Origin of the sequence: Acinetobacter sp. ASP199, assembly GCF_022700675.1 — a bacterium.
Taxonomy (GTDB): Bacteria; Pseudomonadota; Gammaproteobacteria; order Pseudomonadales; family Moraxellaceae; genus Acinetobacter.
In genome coordinates, this window is sequence record NZ_CP062182.1 from 2,992,636 (window position 1) to 3,012,474 (window position 19,839).

Genomic DNA, 19,839 nt, shown 5'->3' on the forward strand with positions numbered 1-19,839 from the left:
AGCCTTGCTATTTTATAGACAGGTCATGTCCGACTTTTGTCTGTAACGGGCTTGGAATGCTTTCCAGGCACGGTATAGTCTGGAAATGCAACAGAGGGAATATAAAAATGGCTCAACAAATTGATGCACCACTACGCGAAGACGTACGTTTACTGGGTAATCTGCTCGGTGAAACCTTAAAGCTACATGCGGGGCAGGATTTGTTTAATCAGGTTGAACAGATTCGGGCGCTTTCCAAGGGTGCACGTGACGGCCAGGCTGAAGCAGAAAAACAACTCGAACAATTATTTCTTAGTCTGGAAGATGATGAAATTCTTCCACTGACCCGCGCTTTTACCCACTTTCTGAACTTTGCCAATATTGCCGAGCAATATCATGTGGTACGTCGCCGCCGTCAAAGTGAATTTGATGAAACTGCCGAATCGCCAAATCCCCTGGTTCCCCTATTTGAAAAGTTTAAACAGCAGGAAATTTCCGCTGAAAGCTTATATCAGCAGATCTGCGAACTGAAAATTGAACTGGTCCTGACGGCACATCCGACTGAAGTCAGCCGCCGTACCCTGATTCAAAAATATGATGGCATCAATGACTGCCTGTCCAAGTGCGACCAGCAAAAACTGACTCCGCGTGAACGTCAAGCCGTTCTGGCGGAATTGAAACAGCTGATCACTTCTGCCTGGCAGACGGATGAAATCCGTCAACATCGTCCAACTCCAGTCGATGAAGCCAAATGGGGCTTTACCACTATTGAACAGACTTTATGGAATGCAGTACCAAAATTCATCCGTGAACTAGATGGCATAGTACAGGAACAGTGCGGTCAGTCATTACCGCTTAGTGTAGCGCCTGTGCGTTTTGCTTCCTGGATGGGGGGTGATCGTGATGGTAATCCGAATGTGACCCATCACATCACACAGGAAGTGCTGTGGCTGTCACGCTGGAAAGCTGCTGATCTGTATTTACGTGATATTGAAGACCTACGCTGGGAACTGTCAATCCAGCAATGCAGTGAAGAACTGCAACAGGCGCTGGGCAGCTCTCATCCGGAGCCTTATCGTGAATATCTCCGTGACACCCGCGAACGCCTCAAAGCAACGCGTCACTGGCTGGCAGAAAAACTGCAGGGTAATGATGCCGATGACAGCCAGGTCATTAAAACCAAAGATGAGTTACTACAGCCTTTATTGTTGTGCTATCGCTCGCTGCTAGCGTGCAACCTGCCAGAAATTGCCAATGGCAAACTGCTGGACTTTATTTATCGTGTGAACAGTTTCGGTATTGAATTGCTGAAACTGGATATCCGTCAGGAGTCTGGTCGCCACCGTCAGGCAATTTCTGCGATTACGGAATATCTTGGCTTAGGTAATTTTGAAACCTGGACCGAACAGGCGCGTCAGAACTTCCTATTACAGGAACTGCAAAGCAAACGTCCCCTATTACCGAAATACCTGAATGAACCAGCAGGCAGCCTGATTGAACATCCAGATGTGCAGGAAGTCTTCGCGACTATGCGTACGCTGGCAGAACAGCCAAGTGAATCACTCGGTGCCTATATCATTTCGATGGCGGAATACCCAAGTGATGTACTGGCGGTTTTATTGCTGCAAAAAGAAGCCGGGATTAAACAGGCACTACGAGTAGTTCCTCTCTTCGAAACCCTGAAAGACCTCGACGGTGCAGCCAGCACCATGTCCACGCTGTTTAATATGCACTGGTACAAACAGCATATTCAGGGCAAGCATGAAGTCATGATTGGCTATTCAGATTCAGCCAAGGATGCCGGCTTTATGTCTGCCAACTGGGCGCAATACCGTGCCCAAGAGGAATTAACTGCAGTGGCACAACAGCACGGTGTTCAGTTAACGCTATTCCACGGTCGTGGCGGTTCAATCAGCCGTGGTGGTGCCCCAACACAACAGGCCTTGTTCTCGCAACCACCTGGCTCGATCTCGGGTACGATTCGTGTCACTGAACAGGGTGAGATGATCCGCTTCAAGTTCGGTCTGGAAGGCATCGCGCTACAAAATCTGGAGATCTATACCGCTGCGACACTGGAAGCGACGCTGCTGCCGCCACCTGTGCCAAAAACAGAATGGCGTGAGCTGATGCATCAGATGACCGATTTATCAGTACAGATCTATCGTCAAACGGTACGTGAAAATCCACACTTCGTAAAATACCTGCGTACGGTAACGCCTGAGCTGGAACTGCAAATGCTGCCGCTCGGTTCACGTCCAGCAAAACGTAAAGTCAGTGGCGGCATTGAATCCTTACGTGCGATTCCATGGGTATTTGCCTGGACCCAGATCCGTCTGATGTTACCTGCCTGGCTCGGTACTGGTGCTGCATTGAATGAGGTACTGGATCAGGGTCAACGTGCCACACTCGATGAAATGCTAGCGCAGTGGCCATATTTCCAGACCCTGATTGATATGCTGGAAATGGTATTGTCCAAGGCAGATGGTGATGTGGCATTGTACTATGAATCACATCTGACCCATGATCCTGACCTGAAAGTACTGGGTGAGGAACTGCGTCAACGTCTGAAAGATGCGGTACAAACCCTGCTGACCTTAAAAGGTGAATCAAAACTGCTGACCAGTAATGATGTGCTGGATCAATCGATGCGCGTGCGTAAGCCATATTTACTGCCGCTGCACTTGTTACAGGCCGAACTGATGAAACGCCGTCGTCTGTATCTGGCAGAGCAAAATGCTGAACACACCCCGGTAGATCATGCATTAATGGTGAGTATTGCCGGAATTGCTGCTGGTTTACGGAATACAGGCTAAGTCATTTTTAATCATGAAAAAGCGTATCTCCGTGATATGCTTTTTTATTGATCAGCCAAATATTCAAAAGCACTTTAGTTATATAGCCAATAAAAATTATTTATAGGTTATAACAATATTTTTTCACAGAATTAATACACTGATTTAACTTTACTTTTAATTCAAAAAAATTTTACCACCCGGTAAAATATCAAATAAAGTCATAGCATTAATTTGAACAAAAATTTTGTATCAGCGATTAAATCTTCTAAAAAACAAGAGTATGATGTGCACAATTTATCTTTTGAGTGCTCATTTTATGTCCAATTGGTTTCCCAAATGGCGCCCTTATGAGGGCAGTATCGATGCACGACCAGTAGGTACCGCAGAATATTTACCACCTGCACAGACTGTGATTTTGGGTGTACAACACGCTTTTGCAATGTTTGGTGCCACTGTACTGGCGCCATTTTTGATGGGCTTTGATCCAAACCTGGCCATCTTAATGTCAGGTATTTGTACTATTTTATTTTTCCTGATGACCGGTGGCCGCGTGCCAAGTTATCTGGGATCAAGCTTTGCCTTCATTGGTGTGGTGATCGCGGCAACCGGTTATGCCGGTGGTGGTGGCCTCAATCCAAATATTGGCGTTGCAGCAGGCGGGATTATTGCCTGTGGTATCTTCTATGCCTTGATGGGTTTTCTGGTCATGGCGACGGGTACCCGTTGGATTGAAAAGCTGATGCCACCAGTCGTCACTGGTGCGGTGGTGATGATCATTGGTCTGAACCTTGCTCCTGTAACCGTAAAAAGTGTCATGGGCAATACCTTCAACATGTGGATGTCACTGGTCACCGTGCTGTGCATGGGTTCGATTGCGGTATTCACCCGTGGTTTATTACAGCGCCTGCTGTTATTGGTCGGCCTGTTATTGGCTTATCTGATCTACTTTGTCCTCAGTAATGTCATGGGGTATGGCACTGCGATCAACTTTGCCCCAATTCAGCAAGCTAACTGGTTCGGTTTACCAACTTTCCATGCACCGACCTTTGAATTAAATGCCATGCTGATCATTGCACCGATTGCCTTGATTCTGGTGGCTGAAAATCTGGGGCATATTAAAGCAGTCGGCGCAATGACCGGTGAAAACCTGGATCCGCATATTGGTAAAGCTTTTGTCGCGGATGGCGTGGCAACGACTTTAGCTGGTGGTGTCGGTGCTCCGGGGATGACGACTTATGGTGAAAATATCGGTGTGATGGCAGTCACTCGCGTTTACTCAACCATTATCTTTGCCGTAGCGGGTGTGTTTGCAATCTTCCTTGGTCTATCCCCGAAGTTTGGTGCAGTGATTCATACCATTCCAACTGCGATTCTGACTGGTGCTTCGATTGTGGTCTTTGGTTTGATCACCATTGCCGGTGCCAAAATCTGGATTGAAAATAAAGTCGATTTCTCACAAAACAAAAACCTGATGGTTGCGGCTGTGACCATTATTTTAGGTACGGGTGACTTTGCCATGACCTTTGGTAATTTCAACCTGGGCGGAATTGGTACTGCAACATTCGCTGCATTATTCCTGAACTGGTTCTTCAACCTGGTCGATAAAAAATAAACTCCAAGTCACTAATTTAATAGCAGCCGCAAAGGCTGCTTTTTTTATGTCCGGAGAATTGTTTAAGATAGATTTTTTGCAATGAGCATCCTGTAGATGCGTCTGGATTTATCTGATTTACAGCTGTTTTAAATATTGTTGAAACTGGTCGCCTGACCAAAGATACAGCCTCAAGCAGATTTTGAGGCTTAGGATGTGCTTTGCTGGAAAGCATCAGACTGGCCAGCAAAGATTTTATATAAAGATCGCTTAAGGACGGAATTCTTTCAGTTCGCGCTGAATGAAATACTGGAACATTTCCCGATACAGATGCTCAATAAATACTGGATCAACACCCTGATTTTGCGCTTGGGCTTTGACATTTTCGACGATCTGCTCCATCCGTTCTGGAGATTGCAGGTCAGTTTCAGTTTTCTTGAAACGGGTGGTTTGGTCGACATAAAACTGGCGCGCAGCAATCAGCTCAACCAAAGCTGTATCAATCGCGTCAATCTGCTCACGTGCATGTTGTAATGATTCAGCTTTTACTTTGTTCATGTTTATTCAGTTCACTTTCAGTTTGATTATCACTCTTATACTTTTCTTCTAACACATTACTGAAAATACTTTCAATCATCCAGACACGATATAAGCTATTAAATACAAAACTTTGATTATCAATTCGAAGTTCCAGCACCGGCAAGTTGGGCTGAGACTTCATTTCACAGAGCATATCATTGTCTTTAAGTTTGGCCTGCAGGTCTTCTTCTGTCAGCTGTTCAATTCCGAGTTCCTGCTGTAAGGCCTTGAAATGTGGGGTATAACTCAGATCACGGCCACGCGTCCACACCGCCTGTAACATCCGGTACATCGCATCCACGCGCTCCTCTTCCGGGCAGCTGTAATACAGCTGTACCATCGGCAAAATGCTTTGTGCCGTCGGTCGGCAAAATGGGGTGAATTCGACTTCGGTCCGTTTTGACAGGCGTGTTGCCAGTCCCCAGTCAAAGCCATCACGCCCACGATAAGACAGGGGATAGACATTCAGATGAATATTATAATAATCAGCCAGTTCTTCTTTAATGTAGGCCAGCAACAGCCAGGAAATCGGATCTTCCAGGGCAATATACAGATCCAGTTCCGGATCCAAGCCCTGGATTTCATTCAGTTCTTCAGCATCACTGATCAGATGCTCACGCCATTCAATATGATTAATCAGGAATATCGGATTACCCGTCAGTAATTTTTGCTGTTTCAGACGGCGAGTTAAACGCAGCAAATCATCTACAGCGTGATACTGACGGCCACCAAAATCAAAATAGCTAGCCAAAACCGGGGTTGTGTCAAAAACCCGTTCAGAAAAATTCTGTGGCTGATGATGGCGACTGGCCATGGTATGCAAGGTACGCAGTTTGCCATACTGCTTTTGCCACAGCATATGGAAGATATCTTCAAGCAGATAGAGAAAATCCTGTCCACGCAATGGCGTTCGGCGCAGAATGGTTTCGGCCTGTTTTAAGGCTTCTTCAGTGGGCAATTCTGGTGTTTCATGAAAGCTGAAACGATGCTGTCTGGAGAGAATTTTGGCATCATTAATACAATAATTTTGCCATTCTTCAAAAGACATCTGATTCGGAACTTCGCCACGTTGACTGGAAATGACCACCTTTAGCGGTTTTAATTCCGGACTCAGAATCTCTTCCAGTTGTGGTAACTGCTGCACCGCCAGATAGCTATAGACATCATCCAGACGCAGGTAAATCGTTAAGCCATCTTCAACAGATAGCACCGCCTGGCGGGTTGGCTTTTGATAAAACCAACTCGATCGGATTGGATCGAACCAACGGCGTAACAGGGACATGAGATCAGCCTCAACAGATAACGGCGCAGCAGATGACAGCGTCTAACTGCTACAGGATACTATCTTTTTCATCAGAATAGCAGATCGTCTAGATCTGCTTTATGTGAAAAAAACTTATATCAATTCAAGACAAAATGATCAATGTTTGCTGAGCCTTTAAATCTCGATATTGAGGTCAGTCACTGCCCCGGTTTCTGCGCCTGAAGTCAGTTTAGCAAACTTGGCCAATGCACCATGGCTATAGTTCGGTTTTGGTTTAACCCATGCAGCCTGACGTGCAGCAATTTCCTCATCCGAGACATGCCAGATCATTTCACGGGTTTCAGCATTAATCGAAATCTCATCGCCATTTTGTACCAGACCAATCGGTCCGCCTTCATAAGCTTCTGGCGTCACATGACCAATCACAAAACCATGACTCCCTCCGGAGAAACGACCATCGGTAATGAGGGCGACTGAAGCCCCCAGACCTTTACCAATAATCGCTGAGGTCGGTTTGAGCATCTCTGGCATGCCCGGTCCACCTTTAGGGCCGACACCGCGAATCACCACCACTTCACCCGGTTGCACTTCACCATCCAGAATCCCGCGCATCGCGCCCTGCTCGCCTTCAAAGACGCGTGCCGGTCCTTTAAAGTACAAGCCTTCCTTACCGGTAATTTTTGCCACAGCGCCTTTTGGTGACAGGTTGCCTTTGAGAATCACCAGATGCGAATCTTTTTTCACTGGCTTGTCGAACGGCAGGATAATCTGCTGATCCTCAGGATAATCTTTTACATCCACCAGGTTTTCTGCCAGCGTTTTTCCGGTCACCGTCAGACAGGAACCATCCAGCATGCCGGCATCCAGCATACGCTTCATTAAGGGCTGAATCCCGCCAATTGCAATCAGTTCCGACATCAGGTATTTACCGGATGGACGCACATCAGCTACGACTGGAATATCTTTGCCAATCCGGACAAAATCATCCAGACTCAGCTCGACACCTGCGGTATGTGCCATCGCAAGTAAATGCAGCACCCCATTGGTTGAACCACCCAAAGCAATCAGTACTTTAATTGAATTTTCAAAAGCTGCTTTGGTCATGATGTCACGTGGCTTGATGTCCAGACGCAGCAGATTCATTACAGCTTCACCGGCACGAGCACAATCCATCTGCTTGTCCTCAGAGACCGCTTCCTGTGCTGAGGAACCCGGCAAGCTCATACCCAATGCTTCAATCGCAGAAGCCATCGAATTCGCGGTATACATCCCGCCACAAGAACCCGGACCCGGCAAAGCAACCTCTTCAATATGCTTGACCTGAATGGCATTGATTTCGCCTTTGGCATGCTGACCGACTGCCTCAAACACAGAAATCATATCGGTATGACCTTCACCCGGCTTAATCGTACCGCCATAGATAAACAGACCCGGACGGTTGAGACGTGCTAATCCCATAATGCAGCCCGGCATGTTTTTATCGCAGCCACCGATGGCAATCACACCATCATAAGCCTGACAGCCGACCACAGCTTCAATCGAATCAGCAATAATTTCACGGGAAAGCAGAGAATATTTCATGCCTTCAGTCCCATTAGAAATCCCGTCGGAAATGGTAATGGTATTGAAGATAATCCCCTTACCTCCTGCGGTATTCACACCTTGCTCGACGGTACGTGCCAAGCCATCAATATGCATATTACAAGGGGTGACATTGGCCCAGGTTGAAGCGATGCCGATGAAAGGACGAGTAAAGTCTTCATCCTGAAAACCGGTGGCACGCATCATGGAACGGGCGGGTGCATTTTCAATGCCCTCATAGACGGGCGCGGAATGTTCTCGGATATTGTCTTTACTCATTTTATTGGTCCTGGGTGTAATTCTTGTGAAGCCTAAAAGCTGCCTAGATTTTATTCGATTGTATAGAAAGCCATGTCTACATAAAAGTAAGACTCTGTGTATCTGATTTGGTTATTTTTGCTTTTTCTCTAACCAATGAAGCAGATAAAGCGAAAGGGAGATTGCAATTGTCCTGTCGAAAGTAAAACTCTGCCTACGCAACACTCATCAGCAGTCTCAAATTTATTTAAGGCAGTGAATAATCAAAACGTTAGATGAGCATTTGAAGTGAAATAGCATGTTATTGCCATCCGACCTGACTCGGACTTTTAAAGCCGAGTCTTTTTCTTGGACGATGCCAAGCCTTGAGGGAATTTCTGAGATACATTCATCTGTTATCGTCAGTCCAATCATTGCTTGGCGCATTTTTAGTATATTCGTGCTTAATTTACCTGATGCAGATCAAGTTCTTCATTTGATGCCAAGACCACAGAGGCAAGGATCGGAGCCCCCAAAATCACCGGAACAGCTAAAATCCAGAAGACGACGGTATGATGTGGATTAAAGAAAAATTGAATACTAAGTGCCGCTAAAATCATAACGAGCACTAAAATTGCCACAAAGCGGCTAATAAATTTCATTGACATGCGTGTAATCACTTTTGTATAGAGGCTGTAGTTTTACTATACACCTACTTTTACTAAGCCTTTATCGTTTTTAAATATCTACAGCACTGCCATGATTGATTTTATTGAAAGTTCACGTGATTCAATAAACCTTAAATGCTTAAGAAATAAATAGCGAAGAAATAAAAAAGCACCCCATCTGGAGTGCTTTTTTGCGCTATAAAAATTTATAGCTTAGATATCACGTACCGCGCCTTTTGCAGCACTTGTCGCATGCATTGCATAGGCTTTAAGTGCTTTAGAAACTTTACGTGGACGCTCTTTTGTAGGCTTCCAACCTTTCGCTTCTTGCGCTGCACGGCGTTCAGCCATCACATCATCAGCCACTGCTAAATGAATAGTACGGTTAGGAATATCAATTTCGATACGGTCACCATCTTCAACCAAAGCAATTGCACCGCCTTCAGCAGCTTCTGGAGACACGTGACCAATTGAAAGACCTGATGAACCACCCGAGAAACGACCATCGGTTACCAGCGCACAATCTTTACCTAAACCTTTCGATTTTAAGTAGCTGGTTGGATACAACATTTCTTGCATACCCGGACCACCTTGTGGACCTTCGTAACGGATCAGGACTACATCACCTTTAACGATTTTGCCACCTAGAATTGCTTCTACTGCATCATCTTGGCTTTCAAATACACGTGCTGTACCGTTAAATTTAAGAATTGAATCATCCACACCTGCAGTTTTTACGATACAACCATCAATCGCGATGTTACCGTAAAGCACAGCCAAACCACCATCTTTAGAGAACGCATGTTCTGCATTACGGATCACACCCTTCTCACGGTCACCATCTAAACGTGTGTAGTAACGATCTTGTGAGAATGCTGTTTGGGTTGGTACACCGCCCGGTGCTGATTTAAAGAAGTTATACACGTCTTCATTTTCAGTACGGATAATGTCCCACTTGTCTAAAGCATCTTTAAGTGTTTTTTCATGTACGGTTGGTACAGAAGTGTCGAGTAAACCTGCACGGTCTAATTCACCAAGAATCGACATGATACCGCCTGCACGATGCACATCTTCCATGTGAACATCTTTCACTGCAGGTGCAACTTTACAAAGTACAGGCACTTTACGAGATAAACGATCGATGTCGTCCATTGTGAAATCAACTTCTGCTTCATGTGCAGCAGCCAATAAGTGAAGTACGGTATTGGTAGAACCACCCATTGCAATATCTAAAGTCATAGCATTTTCATATGCTGCTTTAGGGGCAATATTACGTGGTAATACGCTGTAATCATTTTGTTCGTAATGGCGTTTTGTGATTTCAACAATCAACTGACCCGCACGCTCAAATAATTTTTTACGGTTTGCGTGTGTTGCAAGCGTAGAACCATTACCCGGTAAAGATAAACCTAAGGCTTCAGTTAAACAGTTCATTGAGTTTGCAGTAAACATACCTGAGCAAGAACCACAGGTTGGACACGCAGAACGCTCATACGCTGCAACTTCTTCATCAGTAAAGTTGTCATCTGCTGCAACAATCATGGCATCTACAAGGTCAATCGCGTGTTCATCACCACGAACTTTTACCTTACCTGCTTCCATTGGGCCGCCTGACACAAATACCACTGGAATATTTAAGCGCATTGCCGCCATTAACATCCCCGGTGTGATTTTGTCACAGTTCGAGATACAGACCATTGCGTCAGCACAGTGTGCATTGACCATGTATTCTACTGAGTCAGCAATCAGGTCACGCGAAGGCAGTGAATACAACATGCCGTCGTGACCCATTGCGATCCCGTCATCGACTGCAATGGTATTAAATTCTTTTGCTACGCCGCCTGCTTGTTCAATCTGACGCGCCACCAATTGACCGAGGTCTTTTAGATGCACGTGGCCCGGAACGAACTGGGTAAATGAGTTAACGACTGCAATAATTGGCTTGCCGAAGTCTTCATCCTTCATACCAGTGGCGCGCCATAAGCCACGCGCACCCGCCATGTTTCTTCCGTGTGTCGATGTTTTTGAACGATAGTCAGGCATTGTGTTATTCCAACAAAGGTTGTGCTTGAGGTGAATGAGTTCATTCACTCTGGCGAAATCTGTCTGATCGAGAGCATGAAATCAGTCGAAAATTGAACATATTATACACCAAGTCACACGGCAGATCAGGCGCTTATCGATGTGACAGGTTGGGATATGCTCAGCGCAGTTTCAGTACCTACACGATTAAAATCTTTTAGTAAAATCTACTATACCGCTATCGTTCCGGTTTAAATACAAAACTTTCATGAATATTTTTTACAATTTGCATGAGTTTTTTTTATATGAAATCTGAGTGATTTATCAGTGTAATCAGCAACGATTGGCTTTAAAGGCTGTGCTGAATTAGGCTGCGAATTGCCTTATGCCTTATAATGCTTTTAAGTTTATTTGGAATTTCATCCGTGAAAATCATTTTTGCAGGCACACCAGAATTTGCAGCCACTGCATTGGCTGCGCTGCTAAAAACCGACCATGAGATTGTGGCGGTGTATACCCAGCCAGACCGTAAAGCCGGTCGCGGGCAAAAACTGACGGCATCCGCGGTTAAACAGCTGGCACTGGAACACAATATTCCGGTCTATCAACCGCTACATTTTAAATCTTCAACCGAAGAAGGTCTGGCCGCTCAAGCTGAGTTAAAAGCCTTAAATGCGGATGTCATGGTGGTGGCAGCTTATGGTCTGATCCTGCCGCAAGTGGTTTTAGATACACCGAAATATGGCTGCCTGAATATTCACGGTTCATTGCTACCTCGCTGGCGTGGCGCCGCACCGATTCAACGTGCCATCGCTACGGGGGATGCCGAGACTGGTGTGACCATTATGAAAATGGCGGCTGGCTTAGATACTGGCGACATGATGTATAAAACCATCTGCCCGATTGAGCCACAAGACACCTCAGCTTCTTTGCATGACAAGCTGGCTCAGCAAGGTGCTGAAGCCACAGTCAAAGTACTGGAAACAGAAGAATCTCTACAGCACTATCTTGATAAGCGCGAAGTGCAGGATGAAGCACTTACGGTTTATGCACATAAATTGTCCAAGGCAGAAGCTAAAATCGACTGGACTCAGGATGCTGTCAGCATTGACCGCAATATCCGCGCATTTAATCCATGGCCAGTGGCTTTTACGCCTCTTGATGAAACGAATAACCTGCGCGTTTGGGGTTCTTTGTTATCTCAGGAAAATGCTGAAGGCCAGGCACCCGGAACTATCCTTGCGCTAGATAAACATGGTGTACATGTCGCTTGTGGTGATCAAAAAGCCATTTGCCTGACTTCACTGCAATGGCCGGGCGGTAAAGCGCTGAATCCGGTTCAAATCAATCAAACCCAAAAATTACATGTAGGACAAATACTGGCATGAGTCATTACGAAGCCGGCACATCACACCTGAATTTACGTGCCCAGGTGATTCGCACCCTGCTCGCGGTACAGCAAGGGCAATCACTTGCCAGTGTTTTGCCACAACATCTTGGCAAAGTGGCAGAGCGTGACCGCGCCCTGTTCCACGAACTGGTTCTTGGGACACTGCGTCAGTGGTATGCGCTGAAAAGCGTAACCTTGCCACTCCTGGTGAAACCAATTAACAATGACACAGTAGAAACCTGTCTCTATGTCGGTCTGTACCAGTTGCTGGAAACCCGTATTGCCCCGCATGCTGCAATTTCTGAAACCGTAACAGCCGTTAAGCAGCTCGGTTATCAGGCCTTGAGTGGTGTAGTGAATGCCATCTTACGTCGTGTTTCACGTGAAACACCTGAATTTCAGGCTGCATTAAAACAGGCGCATGGTTTGCCAAGCTGGTTGTACAAACGTCTAAAGAAAGACTGGCCGGAACAACTGGTGGAAATCAGCACTGAACTGAAACAGGTAGCTCCACTAACCTTACGCGTTAATGAACGTCAGGTCAGTCGTGATGAATATCTGGAAATTCTGGATGAGCATGACATTGCTGCACATGCCTGTACAATTTCCAATGTTGGGATCGTGCTGGATGAGAATGGCCATATACCGCATCTGCCTGGTTTTGATGTCGGCGGTTTTTCGGTACAGGATGAACATGCCCAGCTCTGTGCGACTTTGCTGCCAGACCTGAATAACAAATATGTTGTCGATGCCTGCGCAGCACCGGGCGGTAAGACGGCACATATTCTGGAAAAATACAGCCCTAAAAAGCTGATTGCACTGGATCAGGATGCCAAACGTCTGCTACGTGTGCAGGAAAATCTGGAACGTCTGCTGCTTGAAGGCGAACACGTAGAAATCGTGACTGCCGATGCGATCAGCTGGCAAGCCGCTGAACAGCCGGACTGTATCGTGCTGGATGCACCCTGCTCAGCGATTGGTGTTATGCGTCGTCACCCTGATATCCGCCTGCTGCGTCAATCTACTGATATTGCCCAGACTGTGGAACTGCAAAAGCAGATTCTAGAAAATATGTGGCAGCAGCTAAAAGTTGGCGGCACTTTGCTGTATATCACCTGTTCAATTTTGAAAGCAGAAAATGAACAGCAGATGCTCGAATTCTTTAACACCCATGCGGATGCTAAAGAAATCAAGATCGAAGCTGATTGGGGCATTGAGCAGACCCATGGTCGTCAGCTGTTACCGAAAGCTGGGCAAGGCGATGGTTTCTTCTATTGCCGTATCGAAAAAACAGCTTGAGTATTAACCTAAAGAAAAAGGTAGCTTCAGCTACCTTTTTTTATATTCTGGATTTACTGTAAAAATTTAAAAATCACCAGGCTGCTGGCGAGCGCCGCCATCCCGCTAATCAGGCCATAAACAGTTTCATGACCTTTGGAATAGCGCTTGGCTGTCGGCAACATTTCATCCAGTGCCAGATAGACCATCACGCCCCCGATCAGGCCGAAAATGATGCCATAGATGGTGGTATTCAGATACGGCGCCAGAATGAAGTACCCCAACGCGGCGCCCAAAGGTTCCGCCAGACCAGAAACCAGACTGGCGAGCAAAGCATAAGATTGCCGATGCGTCGCCATATACACCGGCAAGGCAATCGCTACACCTTCCGGGATATTATGAATCGCAATCGCTACTGCCAACGGTGCACCCAGCATCGGACTTTCCAAGGTTGCAAAAAAGGTCGCCATGCCTTCCGGCAAATTATGTGCAGTAATAGCAAATAAGGTGAGTAAACCGGTACGTAGCAACTGCTCCTGCCCTAGATCCTGGGTATTATTTTTTTCTAGGGTCTCGTGCGGATTGGGTACCAGATGATCCAGTAACAGCACCAAGACTGCACCCAGTAATAAGGTCAAGGTTCCCCAGGCATAACCCATTTTTGCGCCATAAGTTATGCTAAAGGAATCAATGGATTTGGTCAGGATCTCAGTCAGGGACACATAAATCATTGCCCCGGCAGCAAAGGCCAGACCGAAAGACATGATACGCAGATTGGGCTTTTCTAAAAATAGCACCAGTCCCCCACCGACAACGGTGGCCAATCCAGCAAATAAAGTCACGGCAAAGGCTGTATAGACTTGTGCATCCGTCACGGGAGCAATACCCATAAGTCCGCCCATTAAAAAAGCCATTATCAGCAAAGATGATAATGACTTTCATTTACAGCAACAATCAGTTTATGTGAAGATTGTTAGTCTTCTGGTTCTTCCGGATTTTTTGCCAGATGAATCACAGACAGTACCAGACCACCCCATAATAAAACGATGGAGAAAATCATCATAATCAATGCAGATGTATTCATATTCGTTCTCCTAACTATGACGGTCTTTAACTAGACTGAACAGAATGGCGCCCAGAATAAAGAATGCAAGGGTACCCCCACCAATCATCCACAGCGTACTTGCGGGATAACCACCATAGCCTTCTGCCAAGATAGATTTCAGGGTTAAACCCAGTGCCAGTAATAAAGACAAAGGGGTGATGAAGGTCAGCATGAACTTCCAGCTCGCACCAAGTTTCACGCTGGCAAACTGGTTAACATGTTCTTCCAGCTGTTTCATCAATGGACGGCGGAACCATGACAATAAAATAATCGATAACAGGCCACCACCGACAATACCAATGTTATTGGCAAAGTAGTCAATGATGTCAACAAATGTAATAGCACTATGAGTCGAGAAGATCAAAGTCGATACCACTGCTGAACCACCAGCAATAATCGTTACTGACTTGTTCTTTGACCAGCCCAACTTGTCCTGGAATGCCGCAATTGGTACCTGCAGGATGCTCACCATGGAGGTAATACCCGCCACCGTCAATGAACCAAAGAACAGGAAACCGAACAGGTCACCGCCTGAGCCTAAACTGGAAATGATTTTCGGGAAAGCAATAAAGGCCAGACCGATACCACCGGACACCACATCTTCAACTTTCGCACCTGAGCTGAACGCCATAAAACCAAGTGCTGCAAAGACACCAATACCCGCCAGGATTTCAAAAGACGAGTTGGCCAATGCCACCACGATGCCTGAACCGGTCAGGTTGGTTTTACGTTTCAAGTAAGACGCATAGGTCAACATAATCCCGAAACCCACCGAAAGTGAGAAGAAGATGTGACCAAAAGCTGCCAGCCAGACTTTATAATTGGTCATGGCTTCCCAGTTCGGAGTAAAGAAGGCATTTAAACCATCGACTGCACCAGGTAAACGTACTGCCTGAATCACCAGGATCGTGAATAAAATCACCAGTAATGGCATAAAGATTTTATTCGCCAGTTCCACCCCACGGCGTACTCCACCGTAAAGAATCAGCATGACCGCTGCCCAAACAACTACCAGACCAAAGAACAGTACCGGTACAAAGCCGAAAGTCAGGCCTTCACCATTTTGCAGGTAGGTATTGAAGAAGAAGCCTTGTGTGTCTGTGCCCCACTGCTGTCCGAAGGAATAGAACATATAACTGCCGGCCCAGGACAACACGCTGGCATAATAAATCCCGATGACCAGAGTCACCATCACCTGCCACCAACCCAGAGATTCTGCATTCATGAGTTTTTTATAGGCCATTGGCGGTGCTTTGCGGAACTTGTGTCCAACTGCATAATCTAAAAACAATAATGGCAAACCTGCTGCAAAAATCGCAATCAGATAAGGAATCAGGAATGCGCCTCCACCATTTTCATAGGCAACGTATGGAAAACGCCAAATATTACCCAACCCTACTGCAGAGCCAATTGCTGCAATAATAAATCCTGATCGTGCCGACCAATTCTCTCGAGTATCTGTCATAGAACACCTAAACCTTAGGTCTCTTTAGATGCTGCTTATTGTGGTTATCGCGCGAGCAAAAAAAGTACCAATAAAAATAATTCTGGGTGCTTCAATTGGAGCTTTGCCTTGTGAGCCTCAGCTTCTAAATCAGCTAACGGTCTAGCATGTCAAATCCTGGATAAAGCATCTTGGCCATACTGTCCGTGTATATGGATTTAACAATACTGAGTTTTGAGTATAATTTGTGTAAATTCTGCTCCTAATATTAAATTTTTATAATATATCTTGTTCAACCGTTCAATATTTCTCCAGGCCCATCTTGATTTATTAAGTTATAAGTATATTAACTTTTAGGAATGTATTGTTTTTTAAGTATATCTTGATGAGATATAAAAATTATTCCTGTTCTCTCCTTATTGAATAGCTGAACTTTAAAAAAATCAGATCATGAGCAAATATACGCATGATCTGAACACTTTAAACTTAAATCATGATTCAGGCTTTAATCACCAGCATTCGCTCTTCCTGCATGTCACGAATTGCAGACTGGATGCCTTCACGTCCTAGCCCCGAATCCTTTACACCACCATACGGCATATTATCGACACGGAAAGATGGAATGTCATTGATGATCACGCCACCAACATGCAACTGATTCCAGGCATACAACATCTTGTTCAGATTCTGGGTATAGACACCGGCCTGCAAACCAAAACGGCTACTGTTAATGCACTCGATCCCTGCTGCAAAATCACTGTATTTTTCCAGAATTGCCACCGGACCAAATACTTCGTCCTTGTACACTTCCAGACCATGATCAACATCTTCCAGTAAGGTTGGCTCAAACATCACGCCATCCAGCTTGCCACCGCTGAGAACTTTAGCGCCTTTCTTCACGGCTTTATCCAGCCATTTTTTCAGACGTTTGGCTTCAGCTTCCTTAATCATTGGACCGACCACGGTGGTGTCCAGATCAGGATCGGCTGCTTTGAGTTTTTTCAGCTTAGCCACCAGCTTTTTCTTCACATCAACGTAGATGTCTTGATGCACCAGAATGCGCTGCACACTAATGCAGACCTGTCCGGCATGGCCAAAAGCACCACCAATCAAACGATCAATAAAGCTATCCGTGATTTCAGTATCCGGCTCGATCATTACTGCAGCATTACCACCCAGTTCCAGCGTGACTTTCTTACGTCCTGCCCGCGCTTTCATATCCCAACCGACCACATCGGAACCGGTAAAACTGAGCATCTTAAAGCGGTCATCGGTGACCAGTACATCCGCCAGTTCACGTGGACATGGCAATACCGAGAATGCATTTGGCGGCAAGTCAGTTTCTGCCAGAATTTCAGCAATCTTCAAGGCCGATACCGGTGTCAGGCTGGCAGGCTTTAAGACAAAGGGACAACCCGCTGCAATCGCTGGAGCAATCTTGTGAGCGGTCAGATTCAGCGGAAAATTAAAAGGACTGATCAGGGAGACGGCGCCAATCGGAACCTGCTTCACAAAACCCTGATAACCCGATGCCGCAGCTGTGACTGCCAATGGGATCATGCGACCTGAATCGACTTGGCTCACCGCATCGGCAGCGATCTGGAAAGTATTGATCAGACGTTCTACTTCAGCTGCCGCAGCTTTACGTGGCTTGCCACCCTCTGCAATGAGAATCTCGGTCAGTTGATCGCGAATTTCATTAAAGCGTTTCACGCAGTGCAACAGGATTTTCTGTTTCTGATAGGGTTCCAGAGCCGCCATTTCTGCTTCAGCTTTCACTGCTGCTTTAATGGCTTTTTCCAGAATTTTGGCATCTGCCAATGCCACACGTGCGCAGACCTTATGCGTATATTTATCCTGAACCTCCAGCCATTCTGAGGTTTCCACGGCCTTACCTGCCACATAAAGCGGATAGTCGATTACTGCTTGGGGTTTAGTCATGTCACGTCCTTTCAGGGTCACGCAATATTTCGATATATTTGATTATATGCCCAAGATCCAGTGACATGCGTTTTTAAAATGTAGACCTTGGTTTAGATGGCTGAAAAGCCTGCTATACAATTGTTCCAGATCTAGCAAAATAAAACTGAACAATTAAGCTCAATCTAACTGGATAATCCCCTGTTTTCTGCCATATACATTTTGAAAATTATCTATATGATGCAGCTAGCCAGAAATACTAAAAATATGGATTTAGGTCATAAAATTGCTCAATTTGAGTCAAGCACAAGGAAATTCAACCTATGCACGCAAGAATCATCAACACCTTATTATGCGGACTGGCACTGAGCACTGTCAGCCATGCCGATGTCATTGGTCTGAAAGCCGATGCCAGCTACTGGAATTTTGACGGGTATAGCCAATCAGATAATGCAAACAAACATGATCTGGACCGTCAAGGTACGGCACAGCTGTCGGTAGCTTTGGAACATCCAGTACCGTTGTTGCCAAATGCGAAAATCAAATATGTAAATCTCGACAGCAACAGCGAGCAAAGCACTGTGCTGAATGCTTCAGATATCGAGCTGAACAATATCGACTATATTCTGTATTACGAATTAGTAGATACAGTGCTGCATGCGGATGTCGGTGTCGGCTTAACCAATCTGGCTGGTACGGTGAAAAACCTGAACGCCGGTGCTTTAACCCAGTACGATCTGGATGAATACAGCCCTCTGCTCTACGCAACAGCTGGTGTCAAACTGCCATTTACCGGTATGAGTGCCAAAGCTGAAGCTGTTTACAGCCATGGCAGCGACACTAAAAAGACCGATATACAGGCTGAGCTTCAATACGACTTTATTGATAATCTGGCGGTAGACCTCGGTGCCAAGCTGGGCTATCGCATCATGAAAATTGATGCCGAGCAAAATAATGTGCCAGATCTTCAGCTGGAATTTAAAGGTCCTTATATCGGTCTGGATATACACTTTTAATGAAAATAATAGCTTAAAGAAAGTAGCCTAAATCCTGTAAGCCTAGGCTTACAACACAAGCCGTTATCTGCGTCTTTCGAGCTACAGCAAGCTGCAGTATCTTAAACACATAGAGAGCAGGATGCTCCGAAACATAAAAACAAAAATAAGCAGATGCACCAGGACGTGAGGTACGACAGGAGTTATACCTAGAGCACGAAATACGGAAAAGCCCCGATAGGATATCGGGGCTTTTTTCCATCTATTGTTTTTCTCTGTTGTTCTAGCAGGCTTTTCTTCTATAAATGCTTACAGTCCTCGGCTAAAAAAGCAACATTGCAAAAAATGCCTTATTGCTAAGCTAAAGAACCCTGCAGATATTGAGATATACAATCATGGTCAAGAAAATTCTGTTTATCACTTCGAACGTGGGCATTGAACACGATGAATTAGTCCAGCCAATGGATTTCTTGCAGTCGCATGGTTTTGTGGTGATTCATGCTGCAGAAAAAAATGAAGATGTTCAAACCATGGAAAGTGACAGCAAACCAAGTGCACAATACACACCCGATACAACCCTGAGTGAAGTCAGTGTTGAAGATTATGATTTGCTGGTCATTCCTGGCGGAACAGTGAATGCTGATAAATTGCGTATTAATGAAGATGCCCAACGCATTATCCAGTATTTTGCCGATAATCAGAAACCGATTGCGGCCATCTGTCATGGACCATGGACGCTGATTGATGCGGGTCGGGTCAAAGATAAAAACCTGACCTCTTATAAGAGTATCAAGCTGGATCTGGAAAATGCCGGTGCAAAATGGGTTGATGAAGAAGTGCACCGCTGTAATACCAATGGCTGGGTGCTGATTACTTCACGTAATCCGGATGATTTACCGGCTTTTAATACCGCGATTGTGGAAGAACTGGAAGCGGATATGGATATCATTCCATAGTCCTAAACTAGCTTCAAAAAGAAACCCCAGCTTGT

The 19,839-nt window shown here is 45.6% G+C and carries 15 protein-coding genes; 6 read left to right on the forward strand and 9 right to left on the reverse strand.

What is annotated here, in order from left to right; all coding sequences use genetic code 11:
- Positions 1-107: 107 nt before the first annotated feature.
- Both ppc and IHE35_RS14390 read left to right on the forward strand, forming a co-directional pair.
- A complete protein-coding gene (gene ppc / locus IHE35_RS14385) occupies positions 108-2,792 on the forward strand; it encodes a phosphoenolpyruvate carboxylase (protein ID WP_242788279.1) in 2,685 nt (894 codons plus the stop codon).
- Positions 2,793-3,090: 298 nt separating this feature from the next.
- On the forward strand, positions 3,091-4,386 hold the full coding sequence (locus tag IHE35_RS14390; protein WP_242788280.1) for a solute carrier family 23 protein: 1,296 nt from the start codon (positions 3,091-3,093) through the stop codon (positions 4,384-4,386).
- A gap of 249 nt (positions 4,387-4,635) precedes the next feature.
- On the opposite strand, the gene IHE35_RS14395 is transcribed toward IHE35_RS14390, so the two are convergent.
- The 5 genes from IHE35_RS14395 to ilvD (IHE35_RS14415) all read right to left on the reverse strand — a co-directional run bounded on the left by IHE35_RS14395 (position 4,636) and on the right by ilvD (IHE35_RS14415) (position 10,737).
- Positions 4,636-4,923 (reverse strand): chorismate mutase, encoded by a 288-nt coding sequence (locus IHE35_RS14395; protein ID WP_242788281.1) that lies wholly within the window; start codon positions 4,921-4,923, stop codon positions 4,636-4,638.
- Positions 4,904-6,226, reverse strand: a complete 1,323-nt coding sequence (locus IHE35_RS14400) for a hypothetical protein (protein WP_242788282.1) — start codon at positions 6,224-6,226, stop codon at positions 4,904-4,906. Before IHE35_RS14400 ends, IHE35_RS14395 begins: the two co-directional genes overlap by 20 nt.
- A 156-nt stretch (positions 6,227-6,382) precedes the next feature.
- Positions 6,383-8,068, reverse strand: a complete 1,686-nt coding sequence (gene ilvD, locus IHE35_RS14405) for a dihydroxy-acid dehydratase (RefSeq protein WP_242788283.1) — start codon at positions 8,066-8,068, stop codon at positions 6,383-6,385.
- Positions 8,069-8,490: 422 nt separating this feature from the next.
- Positions 8,491-8,694, reverse strand: coding sequence for a hypothetical protein (locus IHE35_RS14410; protein WP_242788284.1), 204 nt, complete (start codon positions 8,692-8,694; stop codon positions 8,491-8,493).
- A gap of 213 nt (positions 8,695-8,907) precedes the next feature.
- Positions 8,908-10,737: a dihydroxy-acid dehydratase gene (gene ilvD / locus IHE35_RS14415; protein ID WP_242788285.1), complete on the reverse strand. Its 1,830-nt coding sequence runs from the start codon at positions 10,735-10,737 to the stop codon at positions 8,908-8,910.
- A gap of 404 nt (positions 10,738-11,141) precedes the next feature.
- On the opposite strand from ilvD (IHE35_RS14415), the gene fmt reads away from it, so the two are divergent.
- Together fmt and rsmB are read left to right on the forward strand one after the other, a co-directional pair.
- Entirely contained in the window at positions 11,142-12,104 is a 963-nt protein-coding gene (fmt, locus tag IHE35_RS14420; RefSeq protein WP_242788286.1) for a methionyl-tRNA formyltransferase, read from the forward strand.
- The gene (rsmB, locus tag IHE35_RS14425; protein ID WP_242788287.1) at positions 12,101-13,405 is read left to right on the forward strand and encodes a 16S rRNA (cytosine(967)-C(5))-methyltransferase RsmB; all 1,305 of its coding nucleotides are present in this window, start codon (positions 12,101-12,103) and stop codon (positions 13,403-13,405) included. Before fmt ends, rsmB begins: the two co-directional genes overlap by 4 nt.
- Positions 13,406-13,458: 53 nt before the next feature.
- Here the strand turns inward: rsmB and zupT are convergent, their stop codons facing one another.
- From zupT to IHE35_RS14445, 4 genes are all read right to left on the reverse strand, one after another.
- On the reverse strand, positions 13,459-14,274 hold the full coding sequence (zupT, locus tag IHE35_RS14430) for a zinc transporter ZupT (protein WP_242788289.1): 816 nt from the start codon (positions 14,272-14,274) through the stop codon (positions 13,459-13,461).
- Between the two features lie 83 nt (positions 14,275-14,357).
- Positions 14,358-14,468, reverse strand: a complete 111-nt coding sequence (locus tag IHE35_RS14435; RefSeq protein WP_004814066.1) for a methionine/alanine import family NSS transporter small subunit — start codon at positions 14,466-14,468, stop codon at positions 14,358-14,360.
- Positions 14,469-14,478: 10 nt separating this feature from the next.
- Positions 14,479-15,954, reverse strand: coding sequence for a sodium-dependent transporter (locus IHE35_RS14440; RefSeq protein ID WP_242788291.1), 1,476 nt, complete (start codon positions 15,952-15,954; stop codon positions 14,479-14,481).
- 477 nt (positions 15,955-16,431) lie between these two features.
- Positions 16,432-17,874 carry an aldehyde dehydrogenase family protein gene (locus IHE35_RS14445; protein ID WP_242788293.1) on the reverse strand — a complete coding sequence of 481 codons (1,443 nt, stop codon included), beginning with the start codon at positions 17,872-17,874 and terminating at the stop codon, positions 16,432-16,434.
- 302 nt (positions 17,875-18,176) lie between these two features.
- Between IHE35_RS14445 and IHE35_RS14450 the strand changes: the two genes are divergently transcribed.
- Both IHE35_RS14450 and IHE35_RS14455 read left to right on the forward strand, forming a co-directional pair.
- Positions 18,177-18,869, forward strand: a complete 693-nt coding sequence (locus IHE35_RS14450) for a TIGR04219 family outer membrane beta-barrel protein (protein ID WP_242788294.1) — start codon at positions 18,177-18,179, stop codon at positions 18,867-18,869.
- Between the two features lie 374 nt (positions 18,870-19,243).
- On the forward strand, positions 19,244-19,804 hold the full coding sequence (locus IHE35_RS14455) for a type 1 glutamine amidotransferase domain-containing protein (protein WP_242788295.1): 561 nt from the start codon (positions 19,244-19,246) through the stop codon (positions 19,802-19,804).
- Positions 19,805-19,839: the final 35 nt, after the last annotated feature.